Source organism: Ruegeria jejuensis, from assembly GCF_041537905.1.
Taxonomy (GTDB): Bacteria; Pseudomonadota; Alphaproteobacteria; order Rhodobacterales; family Rhodobacteraceae; genus Ruegeria_C.
Genome location: NZ_JBGRUO010000005.1, coordinates 179,665 through 199,194 on the forward strand (window position 1 = coordinate 179,665; position 19,530 = coordinate 199,194).

Annotated in this window: 13 protein-coding genes and 1 tRNA gene; 11 read left to right on the forward strand and 3 right to left on the reverse strand. The window is 60.9% G+C overall.

Translation table 11 applies throughout. The features are described from left to right. The first annotated feature begins 75 nt into the window (after positions 1-75). The 3 genes from AB1E34_RS08315 to AB1E34_RS08325 are packed head-to-tail and all read left to right on the forward strand — an operon-like array spanning position 76 to position 3,261. Positions 76-1,179, forward strand: a complete 1,104-nt coding sequence (locus AB1E34_RS08315; protein WP_372571871.1) for a Gfo/Idh/MocA family protein — start codon at positions 76-78, stop codon at positions 1,177-1,179. Positions 1,180-1,198: 19 nt separating this feature from the next. Further along, a complete protein-coding gene (locus tag AB1E34_RS08320; RefSeq protein ID WP_372571872.1) occupies positions 1,199-2,092 on the forward strand; it encodes a sugar phosphate isomerase/epimerase family protein in 894 nt (297 codons plus the stop codon). Between the two features lie 11 nt (positions 2,093-2,103). Next, on the forward strand, positions 2,104-3,261 hold the full coding sequence (locus AB1E34_RS08325) for a Gfo/Idh/MocA family protein (RefSeq protein ID WP_372571873.1): 1,158 nt from the start codon (positions 2,104-2,106) through the stop codon (positions 3,259-3,261). A 24-nt stretch (positions 3,262-3,285) separates the two neighbouring features. Here AB1E34_RS08325 and AB1E34_RS08330 read toward each other — a convergent pair whose 3' ends face one another. The 3 genes from AB1E34_RS08330 to AB1E34_RS08340 form a co-directional block, all read right to left on the reverse strand. Next, positions 3,286-5,118: a caspase family protein gene (locus tag AB1E34_RS08330; RefSeq protein WP_372571874.1), complete on the reverse strand. Its 1,833-nt coding sequence runs from the start codon at positions 5,116-5,118 to the stop codon at positions 3,286-3,288. Positions 5,119-5,211: 93 nt separating this feature from the next. Then, positions 5,212-9,954 carry a two-partner secretion domain-containing protein gene (locus AB1E34_RS08335; RefSeq protein WP_372571875.1) on the reverse strand — a complete coding sequence of 1,581 codons (4,743 nt, stop codon included), beginning with the start codon at positions 9,952-9,954 and terminating at the stop codon, positions 5,212-5,214. Next, on the reverse strand, positions 9,899-11,566 hold the full coding sequence (locus AB1E34_RS08340) for a ShlB/FhaC/HecB family hemolysin secretion/activation protein (protein WP_372571876.1): 1,668 nt from the start codon (positions 11,564-11,566) through the stop codon (positions 9,899-9,901). Before AB1E34_RS08340 ends, AB1E34_RS08335 begins: the two co-directional genes overlap by 56 nt. Positions 11,567-11,813: 247 nt before the next feature. Between AB1E34_RS08340 and AB1E34_RS08345 the strand changes: the two genes are divergently transcribed. The 8 genes from AB1E34_RS08345 to AB1E34_RS08380 all read left to right on the forward strand — a co-directional run bounded on the left by AB1E34_RS08345 (position 11,814) and on the right by AB1E34_RS08380 (position 19,490). After that, entirely contained in the window at positions 11,814-13,193 is a 1,380-nt protein-coding gene (locus tag AB1E34_RS08345; protein WP_372571877.1) for a hypothetical protein, read from the forward strand. A 206-nt stretch (positions 13,194-13,399) separates the two neighbouring features. Next, positions 13,400-14,743 (forward strand): Na(+)-translocating NADH-quinone reductase subunit A, encoded by a 1,344-nt coding sequence (locus AB1E34_RS08350; RefSeq protein ID WP_372571878.1) that lies wholly within the window; start codon positions 13,400-13,402, stop codon positions 14,741-14,743. 5 nt (positions 14,744-14,748) lie between these two features. After that, complete coding sequence (locus AB1E34_RS08355; RefSeq protein WP_372571879.1) at positions 14,749-15,957, forward strand: NADH:ubiquinone reductase (Na(+)-transporting) subunit B; 1,209 nt, start codon at positions 14,749-14,751, stop codon at positions 15,955-15,957. Then, positions 15,950-16,762 carry a Na(+)-translocating NADH-quinone reductase subunit C gene (locus tag AB1E34_RS08360; RefSeq protein ID WP_372571880.1) on the forward strand — a complete coding sequence of 271 codons (813 nt, stop codon included), beginning with the start codon at positions 15,950-15,952 and terminating at the stop codon, positions 16,760-16,762. Before AB1E34_RS08355 ends, AB1E34_RS08360 begins: the two co-directional genes overlap by 8 nt. Further along, positions 16,762-17,415 carry an NADH:ubiquinone reductase (Na(+)-transporting) subunit D gene (locus AB1E34_RS08365; RefSeq protein WP_372571881.1) on the forward strand — a complete coding sequence of 218 codons (654 nt, stop codon included), beginning with the start codon at positions 16,762-16,764 and terminating at the stop codon, positions 17,413-17,415. Before AB1E34_RS08360 ends, AB1E34_RS08365 begins: the two co-directional genes overlap by 1 nt. After that, positions 17,415-18,023, forward strand: coding sequence for an NADH:ubiquinone reductase (Na(+)-transporting) subunit E (gene nqrE, locus AB1E34_RS08370; RefSeq protein ID WP_249707107.1), 609 nt, complete (start codon positions 17,415-17,417; stop codon positions 18,021-18,023). Before AB1E34_RS08365 ends, nqrE begins: the two co-directional genes overlap by 1 nt. 12 nt (positions 18,024-18,035) lie before the next feature. After that, positions 18,036-19,256 carry an NADH:ubiquinone reductase (Na(+)-transporting) subunit F gene (nqrF, locus tag AB1E34_RS08375; protein WP_372571882.1) on the forward strand — a complete coding sequence of 407 codons (1,221 nt, stop codon included), beginning with the start codon at positions 18,036-18,038 and terminating at the stop codon, positions 19,254-19,256. A gap of 158 nt (positions 19,257-19,414) precedes the next feature. After that, positions 19,415-19,490, forward strand: a tRNA-Thr gene (locus tag AB1E34_RS08380). The last annotated feature ends 40 nt before the right edge of the window (positions 19,491-19,530 follow it).

A 19,530-nucleotide genomic window follows, 5' to 3' on the forward strand; every position in this document is an offset into this window, starting at 1 on the left:
TGCGCAGGATCGATTCCGAGGATACTAATTTTGCAACCGGTTGCAAACTGTATTTGCGCAAAGGTGAGAACGATCATGGCAGAAATTGGGATCGGCATCGTTGGCGGCGGCTATATGGGCAAGGCGCATTCGGTTGCCATGGCCGCCGTTGGGACGGTGTTTGAGACGCGTCTGCGACCCCGGCTTGAGATGATCTGCGCCAGCAGCCCCGACTCTGCCGAACGCTATCGCCGCGCGTTCGGATTTGCACGGGCCACGCATGACTGGCGCATTCTGGTCGAGGACCCGCAGGTCGATGCAATCATCATCGCCACGCCTCAGGCCCTGCATCGCGAGATTGCCGAGGCCGCCTTTGCCGTTGGTAAGCCGGTGATGTGCGAAAAGCCAATGGGCACGTCGGTGGCCGAAGCGCAGGCGATGGTGGACGCTGCCGAGGCTAGCGGACAGGCCAATATGGTGGCCTATAACTACATCCGTACCCCGGCCAGCCAGTTCGCACGCAAACTGATTGCGGATGGCGAGATCGGCGATGTCACTTGGTTTCGTGCCGAACATACCGAGGATTTCTATGCCGACCCGCTAGCCCCTGCCACATGGCGGGCCGAAGGCCGCGCCAACGGCAATATGGGCGATCTTGCCCCGCATATCCTGAATGCGGCGCTGGCGCTGATCGGCCCGGTCCGCTCGGTCATGGCGGATATCGAAACGGTGCATTCCGAGCGCCCCGGCGGGACCGTGACCAATGACGATCACGCGCAGATCATGTGCCGGTTCGAAAACGGGGTGATGGGACATCTCTATATCAGCCGCGTCGCCACGGGTCGCAAGATGGGCTATGCCTATGAAATCTTTGGCACCAAAGGCTCGATCCGCTTCGATCAGGAGGATCAGAACGCGATCTGGCTCTACCGCGCCGAAGGGCCCGAGGCCGAGCGCGGTTTCCGCAAGATCCTGACCGGTCCCGCGCATCCCGATTACCTGCCCTTTTGTCAGGGGCCGGGTCACGGTACCGGCTACCAGGACCAGATCATCATCGAGGCGCATGATTTCCTGAAGGCGATCGACACCGGCCAACCGGTCTTTCCCACCTTCCGGGACGGTCTGGCGGTGAACCATGTCATCGAAGCGACCTGGGCCTCGTCAGAGACGCGGTCCTGGCAAGACGTTGCAACGCTCTGAGCATCCGAAAGGCACCAATATGAGCATAAGAATTGGCAATGCACCCTGTTCCTGGGGCGTCGAATTTGCGGATGATCCGCGCAATCCCCACTGGCGCACCGTCCTGAAGGAATGTGCCGAAGCCGGATACAAGGGCATCGAATTGGGGCCCGTTGGCTTCATGCCCGAAGACCCGGCGCAACTGGCCGATGCGCTGGCCGAACATGATCTGGAGCTGATCGGCGGCGTTGTCTTCCGCCCCTACCACGATCCGGCGCAGTGGGAGGATGTGCTGGATGGCACTTACCGCACCTGCAAGGCGTTGGTGGCCCATGGCGCACAGCATTTGGTGCTGATCGATTCGATTTCGGAACGCCGCGCGCCGACCGCCGGTCGGGCGCATGAGGCCGAGCAGATGGACGCGGCCGAATGGGTTGCCTATCGCGACCGGATCGCGGAAACAGCGCGGATTGGAGCCGAAGAATACGGTTTGACCGTGGGCATTCATGCCCATGCAGGCGGGTTCATGGATTTCGAGCCGGAACTGGAACGGCTGCTGAACGAGGTGGACGAGAAGATCCTGAAGATCTGCTTCGACACCGGCCATCATTCTTATGCGGGCTTTGACCCCGTGGCCTTCATGAAGCGCAATGTGGATCGTATTTCTTACATGCATTTCAAAGATATCCACCCGGAAGTTAAAGCGGATGTGATCGACAAACGCACCGGTTTCTACGATGCGTGCGGCCAGGGTATCTTTTGCAATCTGGGAGAAGGCGACGTGGATTTCGCCGCCGTGCGTCAGGTGCTTCTGGATGCGGGCTTCACCGGCTGGTGCACGGTCGAGCAGGATTGCGATCCGACCATGGATATCCGCCCGACCGACGATGCGCGCGCCAATCGCGAGCATCTTGAATCCATTGGCTTCAACTGAGGATCACGCAGATGGCAAAACTGCGATGGGGCATGATCGGCGGCGGTGAAGGCAGCCAGATCGGCCCGGCCCACCGCCTTGGCGCGGGGCTGGACGGGGCGTTCGACTTCGCTGCTGGCGCACTAGATCACCGGCCCGATGAAGGCCGCGCCTATGGCCAGCGCCTTGGTTTGGCTACCGACCGCGCCTATGGCGACTGGAGAGAGATGCTCGAAGGTGAGAAAGACCGCGACGACCGGATCGATCTGGTGACCGTGGCGACGCCCAACTCGACCCATTACGAGATCACCAAGGCCTTTCTGGAAGCCGGGTTCAACGTGCTCTGCGAAAAACCGATGACCATGACGGTTGAGGAAGGCGAGGATATCGTGCGCACCGCAGAGCGTACCGGCACGATCTGCGCGGTGAATTACGGCTACTCCGGCTATTCGTTGGTGCGCCACATGAAGGCGATGATCGCGCGCGGAGACTTGGGTAAGGTGCGGCTGGTCAAGGCCGAGTTCGCCCACGGCCACCACGCCGACGCCGAAGATGCCGACAATCCGCGCGTGCGCTGGCGCTATGACCCGGCGCAGGCCGGTGTTTCTGCGCAATTCGCCGATTGCGGCATTCATGCGCTGCATATGGCCAGTTTTGTGACCGGACAGGAGGTGCATAAGCTCTCCGCCGATACCGTGTCCTGCATCGCCTCGCGTGAGTTGGAAGATGATGCGATGGTCAATTTCCGCATGGGCGGGGGCGCGGTCGGGCGGCTCTGGACCTCATCGGTGGCCATTGGTCGCCAGCATGGGCTGACGCTGCAGGTCTTTGGCGAGACCGGCGGGCTGCGCTGGTCGCAGGAACATCCCAACCAGCTTTATTACATGCCGCTGAACGGACGGTTGCAGACCATCGAGCGGGGCGAGGCCAACCTGTCACCCGAGGCCGATCGCACCACCCGCGTCACCATCGGCCATGCCGAAGGAATGCCGCTGGCCTTCGCCAATATTTACAGCGATCTGGCCGAAGCGATCCGCGCCCGAAAGGAAGGCCGCGCCATGGACCCGGCAGCAGATCACTATCCGCGTGCATCGGACGGGTTGCGGTCGATGGCGGCGGTGTTTGCGGTGGCTGAGTCGGGTAGCAAGGACGGCGCCTGGGTCGATGCCCGCCCGCCAATGTATCGCTGATACCTGAGGGGGCGGGTCGCCCCCTTACAGCACCTCTGGAACAAAGCCGCCATTGCGCCAGAGTTCCAGCGCATTCTCGAACCCTGGACCGGACAGGCCGTCGATGGTGCTATTGTAGTACCCAGCCTGTTGCAGGCGTTTCTGCACCTCCATCAGGGTATCGCGCGACCAGTTTGCAGCGCCGTCGGTCATCTGCGCGATGGCTGCCCCGTCATCTTCGGCTGCGCCACGCAACAGCATCTCGGCCGCAGCCGCTGGATCGCGCGGCAGGCCCCTGCCCTCGTCGAGCAGAATTGCAGCGGCCAGATAGCCCTGATGCTCGCCATCCCGCGCGGCTTTCCGGAAATAGGTCAGCGCATCTTCGGGTGAGCCGACCAGCCCATCCTGCGCCAGCACGCCCAGATTGAACGTGGCCTTGGCCGACCCTTCGCGCGCGGCACGCTGCAGCAGGTCAATGGCGCGGGCATCATCCTTGGGGACGCTCGTGCCTTCGAACAGGGTCACGGCGAGATTGATCATCGCGTCCAGCGATCCGCCCTCGGCAGCCGCCTCGTTCAGGGAAACGGCGCGCGCCACGTCCTGCGGGACGCCCATGCCGCTTTCATAAAGCTGTGCCAGGCTGACCATCGCCCGCAAATCTCCCCGCTCGGCGGCGCGCTGATAGAGCGTCACGGCGCGGTCCACATCGCCCGCAGCGATCGTCGCGCGCGCCAGCAGAGCCACATAATGTGGCAGATCGGGCGATTGGGCCGCCGCCGCGCCACAGGCCTGGATCGCCGTCATGGCATTCTGTTTGAGCCGCGAAAACGGCACCCCGGTCAGGCTGGCCGTGCTGTCGCGCGGATGAGTGGCCAGACGCTCGCACATACCACCTGGCGTCGTATCCTCGCGGCGCGGAATGGATTGCACCAAACGACGCGCCTGCTCGGCATGGGCTCCTTCGGGATATTGTTCCAGATAGAATTCCAGCAAGGGCCGCATCCGGCTGCGCTGCGCCAGTTTCCAAAGCCGCTCGGCCTCGGCATCGCGATCTTCGATGTTCAGCTTGCGGGTCAAGGTTTCGGAATTGTCCAGAAACGCCAATACGTCGCTGGTATGAGAGCCCTGCGGATAACGATCCATATAAAGCTGCATCAACTGCGGGTCCTGCGCACTGGCGGCGACCTGCCACAGCAGGGTTTCCTCGGACGCGGTGACCGGGCTGTTATCGAAACGGAATTGACGGGTGAGCGAGGAATTGTCCCAAGGGATCTGCCGCCCGCCGGTGGCCGCAATCACATCCTTGCGGACCGAGATCAGCAGGTCCGAGATATCCTGTCCGGGCGTGTAGATATGGCTGAGCAGCGCCTCGGTGAAGAAACTGTTCCGCCCGGTGCCGTCATAGGCCACGTTGTCGGGCTGGGTGGCATAGGCGAACATGAAGTCCGCCGCGCTGCCGATTCGCGCCAGACCACCCTCACCGGTGGTTTCCTCGAACGGATTGTCGCGGCAGGCATCCAGGATGATCAGCTTCAGCCCGTCGGACCGTTCCATCCGGCTGACGATGTCGCCCATCGCGACGGTCTGTTCGGGAATATCGGCCCCCGATGTCATCTGCGCATCGACTGGCACAAGGTAGTTCTGCCCGCTGACCTGAAACCCATGCCCCGCATAAAAGAACAGCGACACGTCGGAATCTGCCGCGGTCACCCCATAGGATTCGGCCAGCGTCAGCATTTCATCCCGAGTCAGGTCGGTGCCCAGAAATACCCGAAATCCCAGCCCCTCAAGCGCGATTGCAAGATCCGAGGCGTCATTGACCGGGTTGTCCAGCCCGCCGACCGATTCGTAATCCGAGTTTCCGATGACGAGCGCCACGCGCTTTTCCGCAAGCGCTTGCGTAGCGCACAACAAAAACAGCCCTAAAGCCATGACCAAACGGATCAAACGCACTCTTTATTTTCCCAGTCGTCAGAGTTCCAACACGCGGGACAGACCGATCTCGGCGCTGCCCACGGCGGCTACTATCGTCTCAACTTGCTCTCTTTGCAAACTCACAAGCTCGGGATCTTGGGCGCGGATCAGGCTGATCGCCTTGCGAATCTCGGTTTGCGCACTGCGGATCGCCACGCGCGCCTCCTGAATGGCCTCGCGGCGAATCTGCTGACGTTCGGCTTCGGTGGTGGCCAGCGCCAACCGCGCCTGCGCCTTTTCACCGGCCGCGCGCACCCCTGCGCTGGCGCCGTTGATGATGTCGCCGATACTCTCAAGCCCCGGCGGAAGCCCTGCGGCGATAGCGTCGAGATCCTGCGCATAATCGTCCATCGCACTGGCAACGCAGGCCAAATAGTCAGCCACGTCTTCGCTGACGCAGCCAGAGGCCTGTGCCTCGAACTCGCTAGAGGCCCCCTCGACCGCCTGCAGTGTTTCTTCTGCGGCCAGTGCAGGGGTCACCGCAGTGCCGCCTCCGCTGCCGCCATCACCGCCTTCACCGCCTTCGGTTCCGATCTCGCCGGCGTTGCTGTATCGACCCTGTGGCGGTGGGTTTGTTGGCGGCGTCGGCGGCGGGTTCACGCCGTCCGGTTGCACGACAAAGAAACTGCCTGTTTCATATGTGATGGCGTAGTTGGTCGTTAGACCTGCGCTGCCCGAGGCATCAGAGATGTTGATGACATAGGGTGATCCTTCGAAACTGGCATCCGCAGCGGCGCCCTCGCTGGACAATGCGGCCGTATCGACAGAATCAGCGGGATTGACCAGACCAGAGACGGTAAATTCGGTACCCGTAAACTCGAATGCCTCGCCATCCGGCTTTATCTGGTCGGTTGCTGTGATCGTCAGCTGTGCCGGGTCAATATCCAGAAAGCCGATGTCATAGCTGATGTCGTAATTGTTCTGGCCCGGACCCGAAGCGTTATCTGCAAGGATCTGATAGAATGGCGACCCCTCATCTCCGTCACCAGTCGTCAGAACCGGTGCGAATTGCGCGGCACCCTCGCTTGAAAGATCGACTCCGGTGATGTCGCCATCGCGAACCTCTCCGATGGTGGTGAACTCGGTCCCGGCAAAGGCAAAACCATCGCCGTAGACGCGGGACGCATCATCCGGAACGATCAGCAGCGAGGCCCGCGACACATCCAGGTTGCCGTCCACATAAGTGATGTCGTAGTTGCTGACACCCTCCCCCGTCGCATCGCTGGCGGCGATTGCATAGGGCGTATCGGATGCGGCTGCAAAGGTCTCGGCACCGTCACTGGTCAGAGTGACGCCATTCACCGAATCGGCATCGTTTACCAGACCGTCCACCGAGAACTCGGTGCCTGCGAAGGTAAACCCATCGCCATAGACCCGCGACTGGTCGTTTGCGGTCACGGTCAGCGGAGCTGGATCGACAGTCAGCGCACCAGTTTCGTAGGTGATGTCGTAATTCGTCAGCCCGAAGCCGACCGCATCGCTGGCAGTGATGTCATAGGGGCTGTCGGTCACAGCTGCGAATTGTGCCGCCCCGGGACTGCTGAGCGTCACGTCATTGACCGAATCTTCGAAAAACAGCTCTCCGGTCACCGTGAATCCCGGGCTCTCAAACGCGGCTTGCGAACCGTCATCGTCTTGCGGAAACTGTGTCACCGGGAACGCAAAATCGTCGCCATAAACCCGGTCCTGATTACTGGCGGTGATGGTCAGCGGTGCCGGAGTGATGGTTGTATTCCCGGTCAGCGAGATGACCTGAAAGGGTTGACCGAAATCGCTGTTGATGCTCGTGTCAGTTGGCACAAAGGTGGTGTCACCCACGCTCACCTGTCCAAAGCTCAGATCCGAGAGCAGCCCGGACGTGTCTAAGACATCTCCTTCGGCACCAAAGACATAGGCTCCGGCGCCGCCCGAGATGGTTCCGGTCGTGCTCGCGGTTTCCGTTTCACCGTACTGCACCGACGCCAGATCGTCTGGTTGTACGAACACGACCGGGCTGGTGGTCAGGTTCAGCGGATGCTGCCCCTGGGTGCCGGGTGCCCAGTCATTCAGGTAGTCCCAATCGGCGCTGGTCCGGTCAAAGAACCCTTGCGTGTCCTGGAACTCTGCGGTGGTCAGCCCGGTGCCGCCAGCACTGGTCGTCTGCCCCGAGGTCTCTGTGTCCCAGAACGAGGCGGTGTCCGTACCGCTATTCCCGGTGGTACCCACAAGCCCACCGGCAATATTGGTGTCAAAATTGCTCACCGTGACAGCCGCCGTGGAATAGCTGTCGATGATCTGCCCGTCGTTCAGCCCGACTAGCCCGCCGGCCCGTCCGGTGCCGCCGTCTGCGAACTGCACCGCCGACACGTCCGCCGTCGCGTATGAGCTTTGAATCGTGCCGAAATTGCGGCCCGCAACACCACCTGCATTGACCGTGAAACCAAGGTTGAAATCGCTACCCAGCACATCCCCAGCGGCGTTCGATCGGGTAATTGTCCCGCCATTGACACCTGCTATTCCGCCTGCCGCGATCCCGCCTTCGGTGCCTTCGCCGCCGCTCGCATCTACCGAAACATCTGCAGTGCTATCGGTGATGGAACCGCCATTGAAGGCCACTATGCCACCCGCCGGACCGTCGAAGCTGTCGACCGTTCCGGTAATGATAACATTCTCGATCGAGCCGTCATTGTTGGTCGCCAGAACACCGGCTTCGCCGCCGCTGATCTCGGCGTTGGTCACACCGAGATCAAAGACCCGTGCCGTTTCGTTCAAATTCTCGAACAACCCGCCCTGCGGGGCGTCAATGACCACCAGACCGTCGATTCCATGCTGGTCACCATCAAGCGAGCCATCGAAGCTGAAAATCGGGGTGAAGCCGCTTTCTCCAGCGCCCCAGTTGACCGTCCCCGATGCGTCGATATCGTTGGCCAGCCGGAAATGCGAGGCATGCAGGCTGTCGCTGTCCATCCCTTGCACACCGTAGATATCGGTCAGGATATATGGGTCGGCTTCGCTGCCATTCCCGTCGAGAACGCGCAGAAAGCTGCCGTCAGTCGGGTTGATCTGGAAATCAGTGACGGTGAAACCAGGCAGGGTTAGGGATTCCTGGAACCAGTCACCCGCCTCCAGAAGGAACGTGTCTACGTTGATCACACCAGCGGCGCTGGTGGTGATCGTGCCGCCCGCATCCAATGCAAGGGTACCGCTGGGTCCGCTGATCTGAGCGTTCAGCGCGATGTCATTGTCTGCGAGCAACTCAAACTCGTTAAACGAATTCCAGGTGATATCGCTGTTGATGGTGATATTGCCGTCGTCGGGACCCGACGCGCTGGTGTCGAGCGTAATATTGGTGGACTCAAGATTGCCGCTTATGATCGCCGCGTCGGCGGCATCCACAACGATGTCGACCGGATCGAGCAACAGCTTGCCCGTCTCTCCGCTCGGCGCACGGGCATCGGTCAGGCCGCGGTATCGGAGCGTCTCCAGACCCGAGACCTCGACAAAGCCGCCATCGCCGCTCAGATCACCGCCCCTTGCAGAAATCGTTCCGTCGAATTCTGTCAGGATATCTGACCAGATCGCAATCCGGCCGCCGGACCCGGTTTCGCCGCCATCGGCTGAAATAAGCGTCGTCGCATCAACAAAGGTTGTCGCCGCGCGCTGCAGGTTGCCATTTCCGGCGAAATCGCCGCCCACACGGATCAGGCCGCCATCACCGGCGCCCGCGCCGCTGGCGTCCAGCTCGGCACCGGCCAGGGTGATCGCCTCGCCAGTGATGGTGATGTCACCGCCCTGGACCGGTCGCGCGACCGGCCTCGGAGATGTCTCTACCAACATCACCTCAGCCGAGGTGTCGATGCGTCCACTCACCCGGACGCCGCCACCGCTGCCGCCCAGTACCACAGCGCCATTGCGTCCGCTGACCGAGCGCGCCTCGATCACGCCGGACATGTTGACCACCTGCCGTGCCGCGTCGCGCGCGCTGGCTGCCAACAGTTGCACCTGCCCGCCATTGGCCTCGATCGCGCCGGAATTCTCGACCAGCGCTTCCATCGTGTCGTCGCCATTTGACGGCACCGCCACCTGCAAGAACCCGTCGCCGGTGAAATCCAGTGTCACCTGCTCACCTGCGCCAAGACCGACCTTGCCCAGTGGCACACGAATGACGCCGGAGTTTTTGACCTTGCCACCGATCAGCGCCGCATAGCCGCCCGGCACCGACTGGATCAGGCCTGCATTTTCAACCCCGGCTGAGGCGCCATTCCCCTCGAACCGGTAACGGCCCGCCATGAAATCGTCGTTGCGAATGTCGAGCGTCGAAGCCACGAAACCACGGGTGTTGATCTGGCCATTGGGCCCGATGAAAATTCCGTTGGGATTGACCACAAAGACCTGACCGTTGGCATTGATCTGGCCGTGAATATTGCTGGTGGCGCTCCCGGTCACCCGGTTCAGAATCGCCGATTGCGCCGAGGGCTGGGTGATGTCAACACGCCCGCCCTGCCCGACCGAGAATGTGTTCCAGTTGACGACGGCCGAATTGCTGCTCTGATTGATGGTCATCTGACCAGGCGCAGGTGTTGCGATCGCTGCGTTGCCCGCAGCCACCGTCCCGCCAGTGGGTAGTTCCTGCGCGGACAGCGGTGCCGTCGCGATCAGCAGCGCCGCCGGGGCCGCACTGAGCCAGAGCCGTGCCGCCAGCCGCCTAGAACCTGCGGCTTGCAACAATACCGAAGCGGTTGCCTTCCGGGCCATTGTCATCGCGTTCTCCCCTACCGAACTCAAGTCGCAGGGTGCCGGAGCTGAAGGAGGACTCCTCCAACATCAAAACCTCGACCCCCACGCCATATGCCGATGCTTTTGTCGTACTTTGTTCCACAACAGTAGGCTCTTCCAGCCCAAGATGGCTATAGGCGCCAAACAGGTATGGTTTGACCAGAATCGGGAATCCCCCGACGGTGGTCCGATTCTGGCGGCCGATCTCGGCGCGCAGTATATAGCCGTCATCCCCTTGAAGCGTTCCTGCATCAAAGGTCGACATCTCACCGGTCCCGGCGACGCTCATCTGTTCCGAGGTGACCAGGGGGTCGCCAAAGCTGGTTTGCGCGCGTCCGCTTAGGCCCAGAATCCAATTGGTGTTGAACGCCATGTCATAGCGCGCGCTGATCACCAGCTTGTTGAACTCAGCGCTGGCCCCTTGGACTGACAAGGGCGTGTCGTCGGATTCGGAACTGGCCCCAAATGCGTCCAGCCCCTTCGAGAAAACCGCGCCAGCCTGCAGCGCCGCGCCATTTTCGAATGTCCAGCCACCGTCAAGCGTCGCTCGCAACACGCTGAGATCATCATTATAGATTGGCAGATCACCAGCATCGCTGACCAGCTTTTGCTCATCACTGACGCGGTCGAAAATAAGTTGCGACGTCAGGTTGAACTGTCTCGACCTGATCCAGGGATAATACAGCCGGAACGACAGGCGGTCGAATTCGCTGGTGGTGGGCGCGAAATCCCTGTCGGGATTGGCCCGGCTTGCAGTGCCTTCGATGTTGAAGGTCATGCCATTTGTCCCGATCGGAACCACAGCGCCAGCAGCAAAGATGCGATAGCGCGGATCGCTCGAGAAGTAATCCTGCACCGCGCCACCGATCCTGCCGTAGAAAGTCTCGCCCAGACCGAGCGCACTGTTCAACTCAAGACCGGCATTAAAGTTGACGGTTCCCAGGTCATTCTCAAGCAGGTTGTCAAAGCCATATGACCCGGTGAGACGTTTGTATTCGCCGTCCAGAACCAGGATCGTGCCGCCATCCGCCTGCCCGGCCTTGAGCGTCGAGGATAGCCGTACACCATAGGTGTCGCCCGCGAGCAGCAACGCACGCTCGATATCACGCAGCCGGATGCCGCGCTTGCCAATCAGCGGATTGGTGAGGCTCACGATGCGATTGCGCACCGGTTCCGGCACCCGGTTGGAGTCGATGCTTTCGATAAAGCCATCGACCACGACAATGCGTAGCGTGCCGCCATCACGCAGGGTCTGCTGTGGCAGCACCACCCGCGCCAGCACAAACCCCGCCTCGGCATATTCCGTCTCAAGCCGCCGCACAGCGCTGAAGATGCGCGCAACGGCGACCTGTTTTCCGATCAGCGACTGGCGAAACGCGGCGTTGGCCTGGGCCATCTGTGGCAAAGCGCCTTGCAGATCGACATTGCCGACGGTCACGAACAGGTTCTCGGACCCCGGCGGCGCCGAGGCACCCGGGTCGCGCGCCACAGTCACCGGACCGCTTGAAGGTCGCAAGGATTCGGGTTGAAAAGTAGAAGGTGCGAGGTTTGACGCCGATTGGGCCAGCACCGGCCCGCCGGGCATCAGACTCGTCATTGCGAGGAGTGCCACAAGGGTCAGACCCTTCCGGTATGTACCGAAGTTCAAATACGTCATAGCGCTGCCTTAACAAATGACTTGCCCTAATCAACTCAAATTCACATCGTTTCGCAAGAGGCTACAAAATAACAATTTCGGCGGGTTGGTTTCTGTGCATCGCGCAAAAAATGAGTTGGCGGGCGCCCATTTGAACGCCACACTGACTCAGAACCCGCCCGGCGATATGCTCCCAAGGCCCGACCAAATGCTGACACAGTCCCAACAGAGCTTTCTTGAACGTTTTGGAATCACCTCTTCAGCCGGGTCCGGTGGCAGGGATCGCGCGCCTGCCGAGTTTGAGTCGCTGCTGGCCGAGGCCGAGGGCCTGCTGAATCGGGTCCGCGCCCTGCCCCCCAAGGCCTCGCAGTTGCTGAAAGATCTGACCGGCCCGATTGCCACTGCCGTTGGGGCAGCCCGCAAGGCCGCTGCGAAGGGTGCCGAGACCGAGGCGGTCGCAACCCTGTCGGAGCAGGAGGCGCTGGGGCGCAAGCTGGACCGGGAAATCGACGATGTGACCGAATACCTGAGTGAGGCCAAGGGGTTTGCCAAGCGTCTGGCCGAGACCCGGGCTCAGGCACGGGGGCATGGTGCCGCTGCGGTCGAGGATTATCTGAAACGGCTCGAAAGTGACGACAAACGTCGCCAGGCCGCCGAGGCGCGCGGCGCGTTTGATCAGGCAACCATCGCCTGCGAGGCGCAGGAGGCCCGCCACGCGGCAATGATGCAAGAGGCCGGGCGCGCCGCCAATTGCAACAAGGTTCGCCACGAGATCGACGCCGAAATCGCGCGGTTGGAATCTCAGGCTCCGGGGGGTGGCAATGCAAGACCGGTGATCGAGACAGTGCGCGAGATGATGAATGACGCCGACAATTTCGCTAAAAGCTCCAATTGGGTCGGGGCAGCTCTGATGATGCGCAAGGCCCGCACCGAATTACAGATCGGCACACGCGGGCTTGACCTGATGGACAAGCTGCGCCCGACCGAAGAGGCGACAGAATTCACCCGCGCGCATGTCCAGATTCTGGCCCATATCAAGGCGCTGCAGGGGCTCAAGACCGGCGGTCCGATCCAGCGCGAATTGCGGCGTATAATCGAGATGACCAAGGATGCCCGCAAGGCGCTGCCCGACGAGAAAAAGGCGCTGCACCTGCTCAACCAGTCGCGGGCGGCCTGTATCGATCTGACCCAGGCCGTGCTGGATAATGGCCGCTATGCCAGTTCCTTCAAACAGCTCTTCCGGCAGCGCGATCAGTTGCGGCAGGTCCAGCAGGACAAATGTGCGCAACCGGAAATCAAGCAGGTCACGAAATTGCTGCGCGAGGCCGACACCCTGACCCGCCGTCTCGATTTTCCTGCAGCGATTGCACAGGTGGATGCGGCGACCAAGACCCTGCAGACCGGCCTGCAGGCCGCGCATCTATATACCGACGCTGTTCGCCCCGCCCGTGTGGCGCTGGCCCGGCAGGCGCGAAACGGTGACAAGAAAGTAGCGCAATCGGATCTGGCTGCCCTGGATGCGGCATTTCGACAACGCGACCTGAGACGGGCTGAATCTCTGGCCCGGACCGCGCTGGACGGTGGATAAAGTAGCAATTGGATCAAAATCCGAAGAAAATCACAGCCTTATCGCCTGAACGGATTGCCATGAATACACAAGCGCAATAAGAGCCACGACAATCCGCGCCGCGGCTTTCACGACAGGATCACCACGCAAGGGTATTTGCTTTGTGGCGGGCATCCGTTAGGGAAGCACCACTTGCGGAGTCGAGCGTGCAACAACGTAGCGAGCCAATGCGGACATTCGATTTGAAAAAAGGGCTGAACCTGCCGGTGGACGGGGCGCCTGAACAGACCATCCACCCCGGGCCGGACTACCGGAGCGTCGCCATTCTGGGTGCCGACACGATCGGTCTGAAACCCAAGATGCTGGTGCAGGAAGGCGATGAGGTGCAACGCGGTGCCCCGCTGTTCTGTCACAAGGATGCGGCGCAGGCGATGATGGTCGCCCCGGTGACTGGCAAGGTCACGGCGATCAATCGCGGCGCACGCCGGGTGCTGCAAAGCGTGGTGATCGAGGTGGGCGACGCCAACGACACCGGCATTGATTTCAGCACGACCGGCAATGCCGACACTGCCGAGGGGCTGACCGAAAAACTTTGCGCCGCGGGTCTATGGACCGCGTTTCGCACCCGACCCTATTCGAAAATGCCCGTTCCCGGCACCGCGCCGCAGGCGATTTTCATCACCGCCATGGACAGCGAGCCGCTGGCCGGTGACGCCGCCCTGATCATCGCGGATGCCGGGCAGGCGTTTGAGGCTGGCGTGAGAGCAGTCTCGCTGCTGACCGAGGGCACCACCTATCTGTGCTACAAGACGGGCGATGCCATCCCCGGCGGCGATCTGCCGGGTGTTGAGGCAGCAGGTTTCTCTGGCCCGCATCCATCGGGTCTGGCGGGAACGCATGTCCACTTCCTCAACCCTGTGGGTGCGGCGGACAGTGTTTGGACCATCGGCTATCAGGACGTGATTGCCATCGGTCGGCTAGTACAGACCGGGCATCTGGACCCCAGTATCGTTGTGGCGATCTGCGGCCCCATGGCTGCGCGCCCGCGTCTGGTGCGCACCGTGATGGGAGCCTCGACCGACGAACTGACCCGGGATGAGATCGATGGCACCGATCCGGTCCGTGTCGTTTCAGGCTCGATCCTGAGCGGGCGTCAGGCCGACGGACCTGAGGCTTATCTGGGTCGCTTCGCCCGTCAGATCACCCTGATCCGCGAGGATCACGATCAGATCCCCATGGGCTGGATTCGCCCGATGCCATCGAAATACGCGGTGCAGCCGGTGCTGGGCTCGGCCTTTGCCAAAAAGGTCTACGGCCTGACCAGCAACCTCAACGGCGGTCGCCGGGCCATGGTGCCCACCGGCACCTTCGAGGAACTGATGCCGCAGGACTATCTGCCGACTCAGTTGCTGCGGGCCATGCTGGTCATGGATACCGATAGCGCGCAGGCGCTCGGCGCGCTGGAGCTGGACGAAGAGGACCTCGGCCTTGTGGGGTTCGCCTGCCCGGCGAAATATGAATACGGGATGGCCCTGCGGGACTGCCTGACCAAGATTGAAAAGGAGGGCTGAGCCGAATGGGTTTGCGCAGCTTCTTTGATCGGATCGAGCCGAATTTCACTAAAGGCGGTAAGTACGAAAAGCTCTTCCCGATCTACGAGATGGTGGAAAGCTTTATCTACACGCCAAAAACGGTGACCAAGGCCGCGCCACATGCCCGGTCTTACGTGGATATGAAGCGGATCATGACCTATGTCGTGATCGCAACGATCCCATGTATCCTGATGGCGTTCTACAACAACGGCTATCAGGCCAATCAGGCCATTGCCACGCTGGGCCCCGATTCCGCGACCGGCTGGCGGATCGCATTGCTACAGATGTTCGGTATCTCGCTGAATCCCGACAGCATCTTCGCCAATATGGCGCACGGCTTTCTCTATTTCTTGCCGATCTACCTGACCACTTTGGTCATCGGTGGCATCTGGGAAGTGGTCTTTGCCACGGTGCGCGGTCATGAGGTGAACGAGGGTTTCCTCGTCACATCCATGCTTTATACGCTGATCATGCCCGCCACTGCGCCGCTCTGGCAGGTGGCTCTGGGCATCTCGTTTGGTGTAGTGATCGGCAAAGAGGTGTTTGGCGGCACTGGCAAGAACTTCCTCAACCCGGCGCTTACGGGGCGTGCGTTCCTCTACTTCGCCTACCCCGCCAACATGTCGGGCGATACGGTCTGGACACCGGTTGACGGGTTTTCGGGAGCGACAACGCTGTCGATCTCGGCGTCCAGCGGGTATCAGGAGCTCGCCGCGCAGGGCATCACCTGGATGGATGCGTTCCTGGGCTTCATCCAGGGCTCGCTGGGCGAAACCTCGACCTTGGCCTGCATGATCGGTCTGGCCTTCCTGCTGATCACCAAGATCGCCAACTGGCGACTGATCGTGGGCTGTCTGGCCGGCACCATTGGCATGTCGCTGCTCTTTAACCTGATCGGGTCGGAGACCAACCCGATGTTCGCCATGCCCTGGTACTGGCATATTGTGCTGGGCGGCTACGCCTTTGGCCTCGCCTTCATGGTGACCGAGCCGGTTTCGGCCAGCCACACCAATATCGGCCGCTATTGGTACGGCGCGCTGATCGGTGTCATGGTTGTGTTGATCCGTGTGGTCAATCCGGCTTTCCCGGAAGGCATGATGCTGGCAATCCTGTTCGGCAACGTCTTTGCTCCGCTGATCGATTATTTCGTCGTACAGGCCAACATCAAGCGGAGGGCGCGTCGTCATGTCTGATGCACCGAATCCCGAACCCAAGGGCCTGATCGGGCGTTTCCTGGCCATGCCCGCCGACTCGGTTCCCAAGACCATTTTTGTCGCCGTGGCGCTCTGCCTTTTTGCTTCAATGGTGGTGTCAGCGGCGGCCGTGTCGTTGCGCCCGGTGCAGGAGGCCAACAAGCTGCGCGACAAGCAGCTGAACGTGCTTCAGGTCGCAGGTGTCTATGAACCCGGCATGAATGTCGCCGAAGCCTTCGCCGCGTTCGAGCCCAAGGTATTGGACCTCGCCACCGGCGAGTTCACCGACCAGTTCGACGCCGCCACCTTCGACGATATCGCCGCCGCTTCGGACCCCGAGCTGAGCGTAGCGCTCGATAACGATCCCGCTGGCATTGGTCGTAAGGCCAAATACCGGGTGATCTACCTGTTGAAAGCCGAGGACGGATCGCTCGACAAGGTGATCCTGCCAATTCAGGGCTATGGGTTGTGGTCCACGCTTTATGGCTTCATCGCGCTGGAGAACAACGGCAACGACATTTTCGGCCTGCAATTTTACCAGCACGGCGAAACTCCCGGCCTTGGTGCCGAGGTAGACAACCCGCGCTGGAAGGCGCTGTGGAGCGGCAAGAAGCTGCGCGATGGGAATGGCGAGGTGCAGATCACCGTCGCCAAATCGCAGCCCGCTGCCGGACCGGAATTTTATGTGGACGCCCTTGCCGGGGCTACGCTGACCTCGGTGGGCGTGGATAACCTGGTGCGTTTCTGGGTGGGTGAAGAGGGTTACGGCCCCTTCCTGGCACGACTGCAAGCAGGAGAGATCTGATGTCACAGACACGCAAGGAACTTCTGGTCGATCCGCTGGTCGACAACAACCCGATCACCTTGCAGGTGCTGGGTATCTGTTCGGCGCTGGCGGTGACCTCGTCGCTGCAAGTCTCGCTGGTGATGGCGATGGCGGTGATCTTCGTGACCTCGTTCTCGTCCTTCTTCATCTCGTGCCTGCGCAACCAGATCCCCGGGTCGATCCGGATCATCGTGCAGATGGTGATCATCGCCTCGCTGGTGATCCTGGTGGACCAGATTCTCAAGGCCTACGCGTTCGAAATCTCGAAAACACTCTCGGTCTTTGTTGGCCTGATCATCACCAACTGCATCGTGATGGGCCGGGCCGAGGCATTTGCCATGAAAAACCCCCCAGTCGCGTCGTTCCTGGATGGCGCGGGCAATGGCGCTGGCTATGGCCTGATCCTGTTACTGGTGGGTTTCATCCGCGAGCTCTTCGGCGCCGGGTCGCTGTTCGGCGTCACCGTGCTGCCCACCGTGAACAATGGCGGCTGGTATGTGCCCAACGGCATGTTGCTGCTGCCACCATCGGCATTCTTCATCATTGGCCTGATCATCTGGGCCTTCCGGACATGGAAGCCGAACCAGGTCGAAGACCGTGAATACAATATCCAGACGGCGGAGGCGCACTGATGGAGGGTCTTATCTCTCTGGCCGTAAAGGCCATCTTTGTTGAAAACCTCGCGCTTAGCTTCTTTCTCGGCATGTGTACCTTCATCGCCGTGTCCAAGAAGATTTCGACCGCGATCGGGCTGGGCATCTCGGTGATGGTCGTGCAGGCCATTACTGTGCCCACCAACAACCTGCTGCTGACCTATCTGCTGAAACCCGGAGCGCTGGCATGGGCAGGCTTCCCGGATGTGGACCTGACCTTTCTCGGGCTGATCTCTTATATCGGCGTGATCGCGGCGATGGTGCAGATTCTGGAAATGATCCTCGATAAGTATTTCCCGCCGCTCTACAACGCGCTGGGGATTTTCCTGCCGCTGATCACTGTGAACTGCGCCATCCTGGGTGGCTCGCTGTTCATGGTGGAACGTGACTACAACTTTGCCGAGGCGGCGACCTATGGCCTGTCCTCCGGCTTTGGCTGGGCGCTGGCGATCACCGCCATGGCAGGCGTACGGGAAAAGCTGAAATATTCGGATATTCCCGATGGGCTTCAGGGTCTGGGTATCACCTTCATCACCGCGGGTCTGATGGCGATGGCCTTCATGTCCTTCTCGGGCGTGAAGCTGTAAGGAGGCGGGCACATGGAAACCTTCACGCTTGGCATCGTCCTCTTCACCCTGATCGTTCTGGCACTGGTCACGCTCATCATGGTGGCTCGCTCGCGGCTGGTCTCGACCGGCAACGTGAACATCACCATCAATGGCGAGAAAACCATCTCGGTCCCGGCTGGCGGCAAGCTGCTGCAGACGCTGGCCGAACAGAAACTCTTCGTCCCCTCAGCCTGCGGCGGCGGCGGCACCTGTGCGCAGTGTCGGGTGAAAATCCACTCCGGCGGAGGCTCGATCCTGCCGACCGAGGAAAGCCATATCACCAAACGCGAGGCCTCCTGCGGCGACCGCCTGTCCTGTCAGGTGGCGGTCAAGCAGGACATGGATATTGAGGTCCCTGAGGAGGTCTTTGGCGTCAAGAAATGGGAATGCACGGTTCGCTCGAACGAGAACGTGGCCACTTTCATCAAGGCGCTGACCCTGGACCTGCCCGAGGGCGAGGACGTGAACTTCCGTGCTGGCGGCTACATTCAGATCGAGGCGCCTGCACACCAGCTGGCCTATACCGATTTCGACGTCGAGGAGGAGTATCGCGAGGATTGGGACAAGTTCAATCTGTGGCAGTACAAGTCCACCGTGGCGGAGCCGATCGAACGCGCCTATTCCATGGCCAACTACCCCGAAGAACGCGGCATGATCATGCTGAACGTGCGCGTGGCCTCGCCCCCTCCGGGGTCCGAGGGCATTCCGGCGGGCCAGATGTCATCCTATATCTTCAACCTGAAACCGGGTGACAAGGTCACCATCTCGGGTCCGTTTGGTGAGTTCTTCGCCCGCGACACCGAGAAAGAAATGGTCTTCATCGGCGGCGGCGCTGGGATGGCGCCCATGCGCAGCCATATCTTCGACCAGCTCAAGCGGTTGGGATCGAAGCGCAAGATCAGCTTCTGGTACGGCGCGCGCTCGAAACGTGAGATGTTCTTTGTCGAAGATTTCGATGGGCTGGCCAAGGACAACCCGAACTTCGAGTGGCACGTGGCGCTGAGTGACCCGCAACCGGGCGATGATTGGGATGGCTACACTGGCTTCATCCACAATGTCCTGTTCGAGGAATACCTAAAAAGCCACCCCGCGCCCGAAGATTGCGAATACTACATGTGCGGCCCGCCAATCATGAACCAGTCGGTCATCAACATGCTGCTGGAACTGGGTGTGGACCGCGAAGACATCATGCTGGACGATTTCGGCGGATAGACCAGAAACCGGCCCCCCTCGCGGGCCGGTTTTTTTGTCTGCCTACCACATGGAGCGAATGCAAAAACAGCGATCAATTTGGCTTGTCATTCCGGCAAGTCGGCTGTAATCAGCCCCTCACTAAGCGTTTCGGGCCCTGCCCTCTCGCATACCAGATCGCCGGTGTAGCTCAGCTGGTAGAGCACGTCATTCGTAATGATGGGGTCGTAGGTTCGAGTCCTATCACCGGCACCACCCTTCTCAATATACCTGAAAAATGAGATATAAAATCAGT

Coding starts and splice junctions, on each gene's coding strand:
- AB1E34_RS08315 (WP_372571871.1), top strand. CDS start 76: ATGGCAGAAATTGGGATCGGCATCGTTGGCGGCGGCTATATGGGCAAG.
- AB1E34_RS08320 (WP_372571872.1), top strand. CDS start 1,199: ATGAGCATAAGAATTGGCAATGCACCCTGTTCCTGGGGCGTCGAATTT.
- AB1E34_RS08325 (WP_372571873.1), top strand. CDS start 2,104: ATGGCAAAACTGCGATGGGGCATGATCGGCGGCGGTGAAGGCAGCCAG.
- AB1E34_RS08335 (WP_372571875.1), bottom strand. CDS start 9,954: ATGACAATGGCCCGGAAGGCAACCGCTTCGGTATTGTTGCAAGCCGCA.
- AB1E34_RS08340 (WP_372571876.1), bottom strand. CDS start 11,566: ATGACGAGTCTGATGCCCGGCGGGCCGGTGCTGGCCCAATCGGCGTCA.
- AB1E34_RS08345 (WP_372571877.1), top strand. CDS start 11,814: ATGCTGACACAGTCCCAACAGAGCTTTCTTGAACGTTTTGGAATCACC.
- AB1E34_RS08350 (WP_372571878.1), top strand. CDS start 13,400: ATGCGGACATTCGATTTGAAAAAAGGGCTGAACCTGCCGGTGGACGGG.
- AB1E34_RS08355 (WP_372571879.1), top strand. CDS start 14,749: ATGGGTTTGCGCAGCTTCTTTGATCGGATCGAGCCGAATTTCACTAAA.
- AB1E34_RS08360 (WP_372571880.1), top strand. CDS start 15,950: ATGTCTGATGCACCGAATCCCGAACCCAAGGGCCTGATCGGGCGTTTC.
- AB1E34_RS08365 (WP_372571881.1), top strand. CDS start 16,762: ATGTCACAGACACGCAAGGAACTTCTGGTCGATCCGCTGGTCGACAAC.
- nqrE (WP_249707107.1), top strand. CDS start 17,415: ATGGAGGGTCTTATCTCTCTGGCCGTAAAGGCCATCTTTGTTGAAAAC.
- nqrF (WP_372571882.1), top strand. CDS start 18,036: ATGGAAACCTTCACGCTTGGCATCGTCCTCTTCACCCTGATCGTTCTG.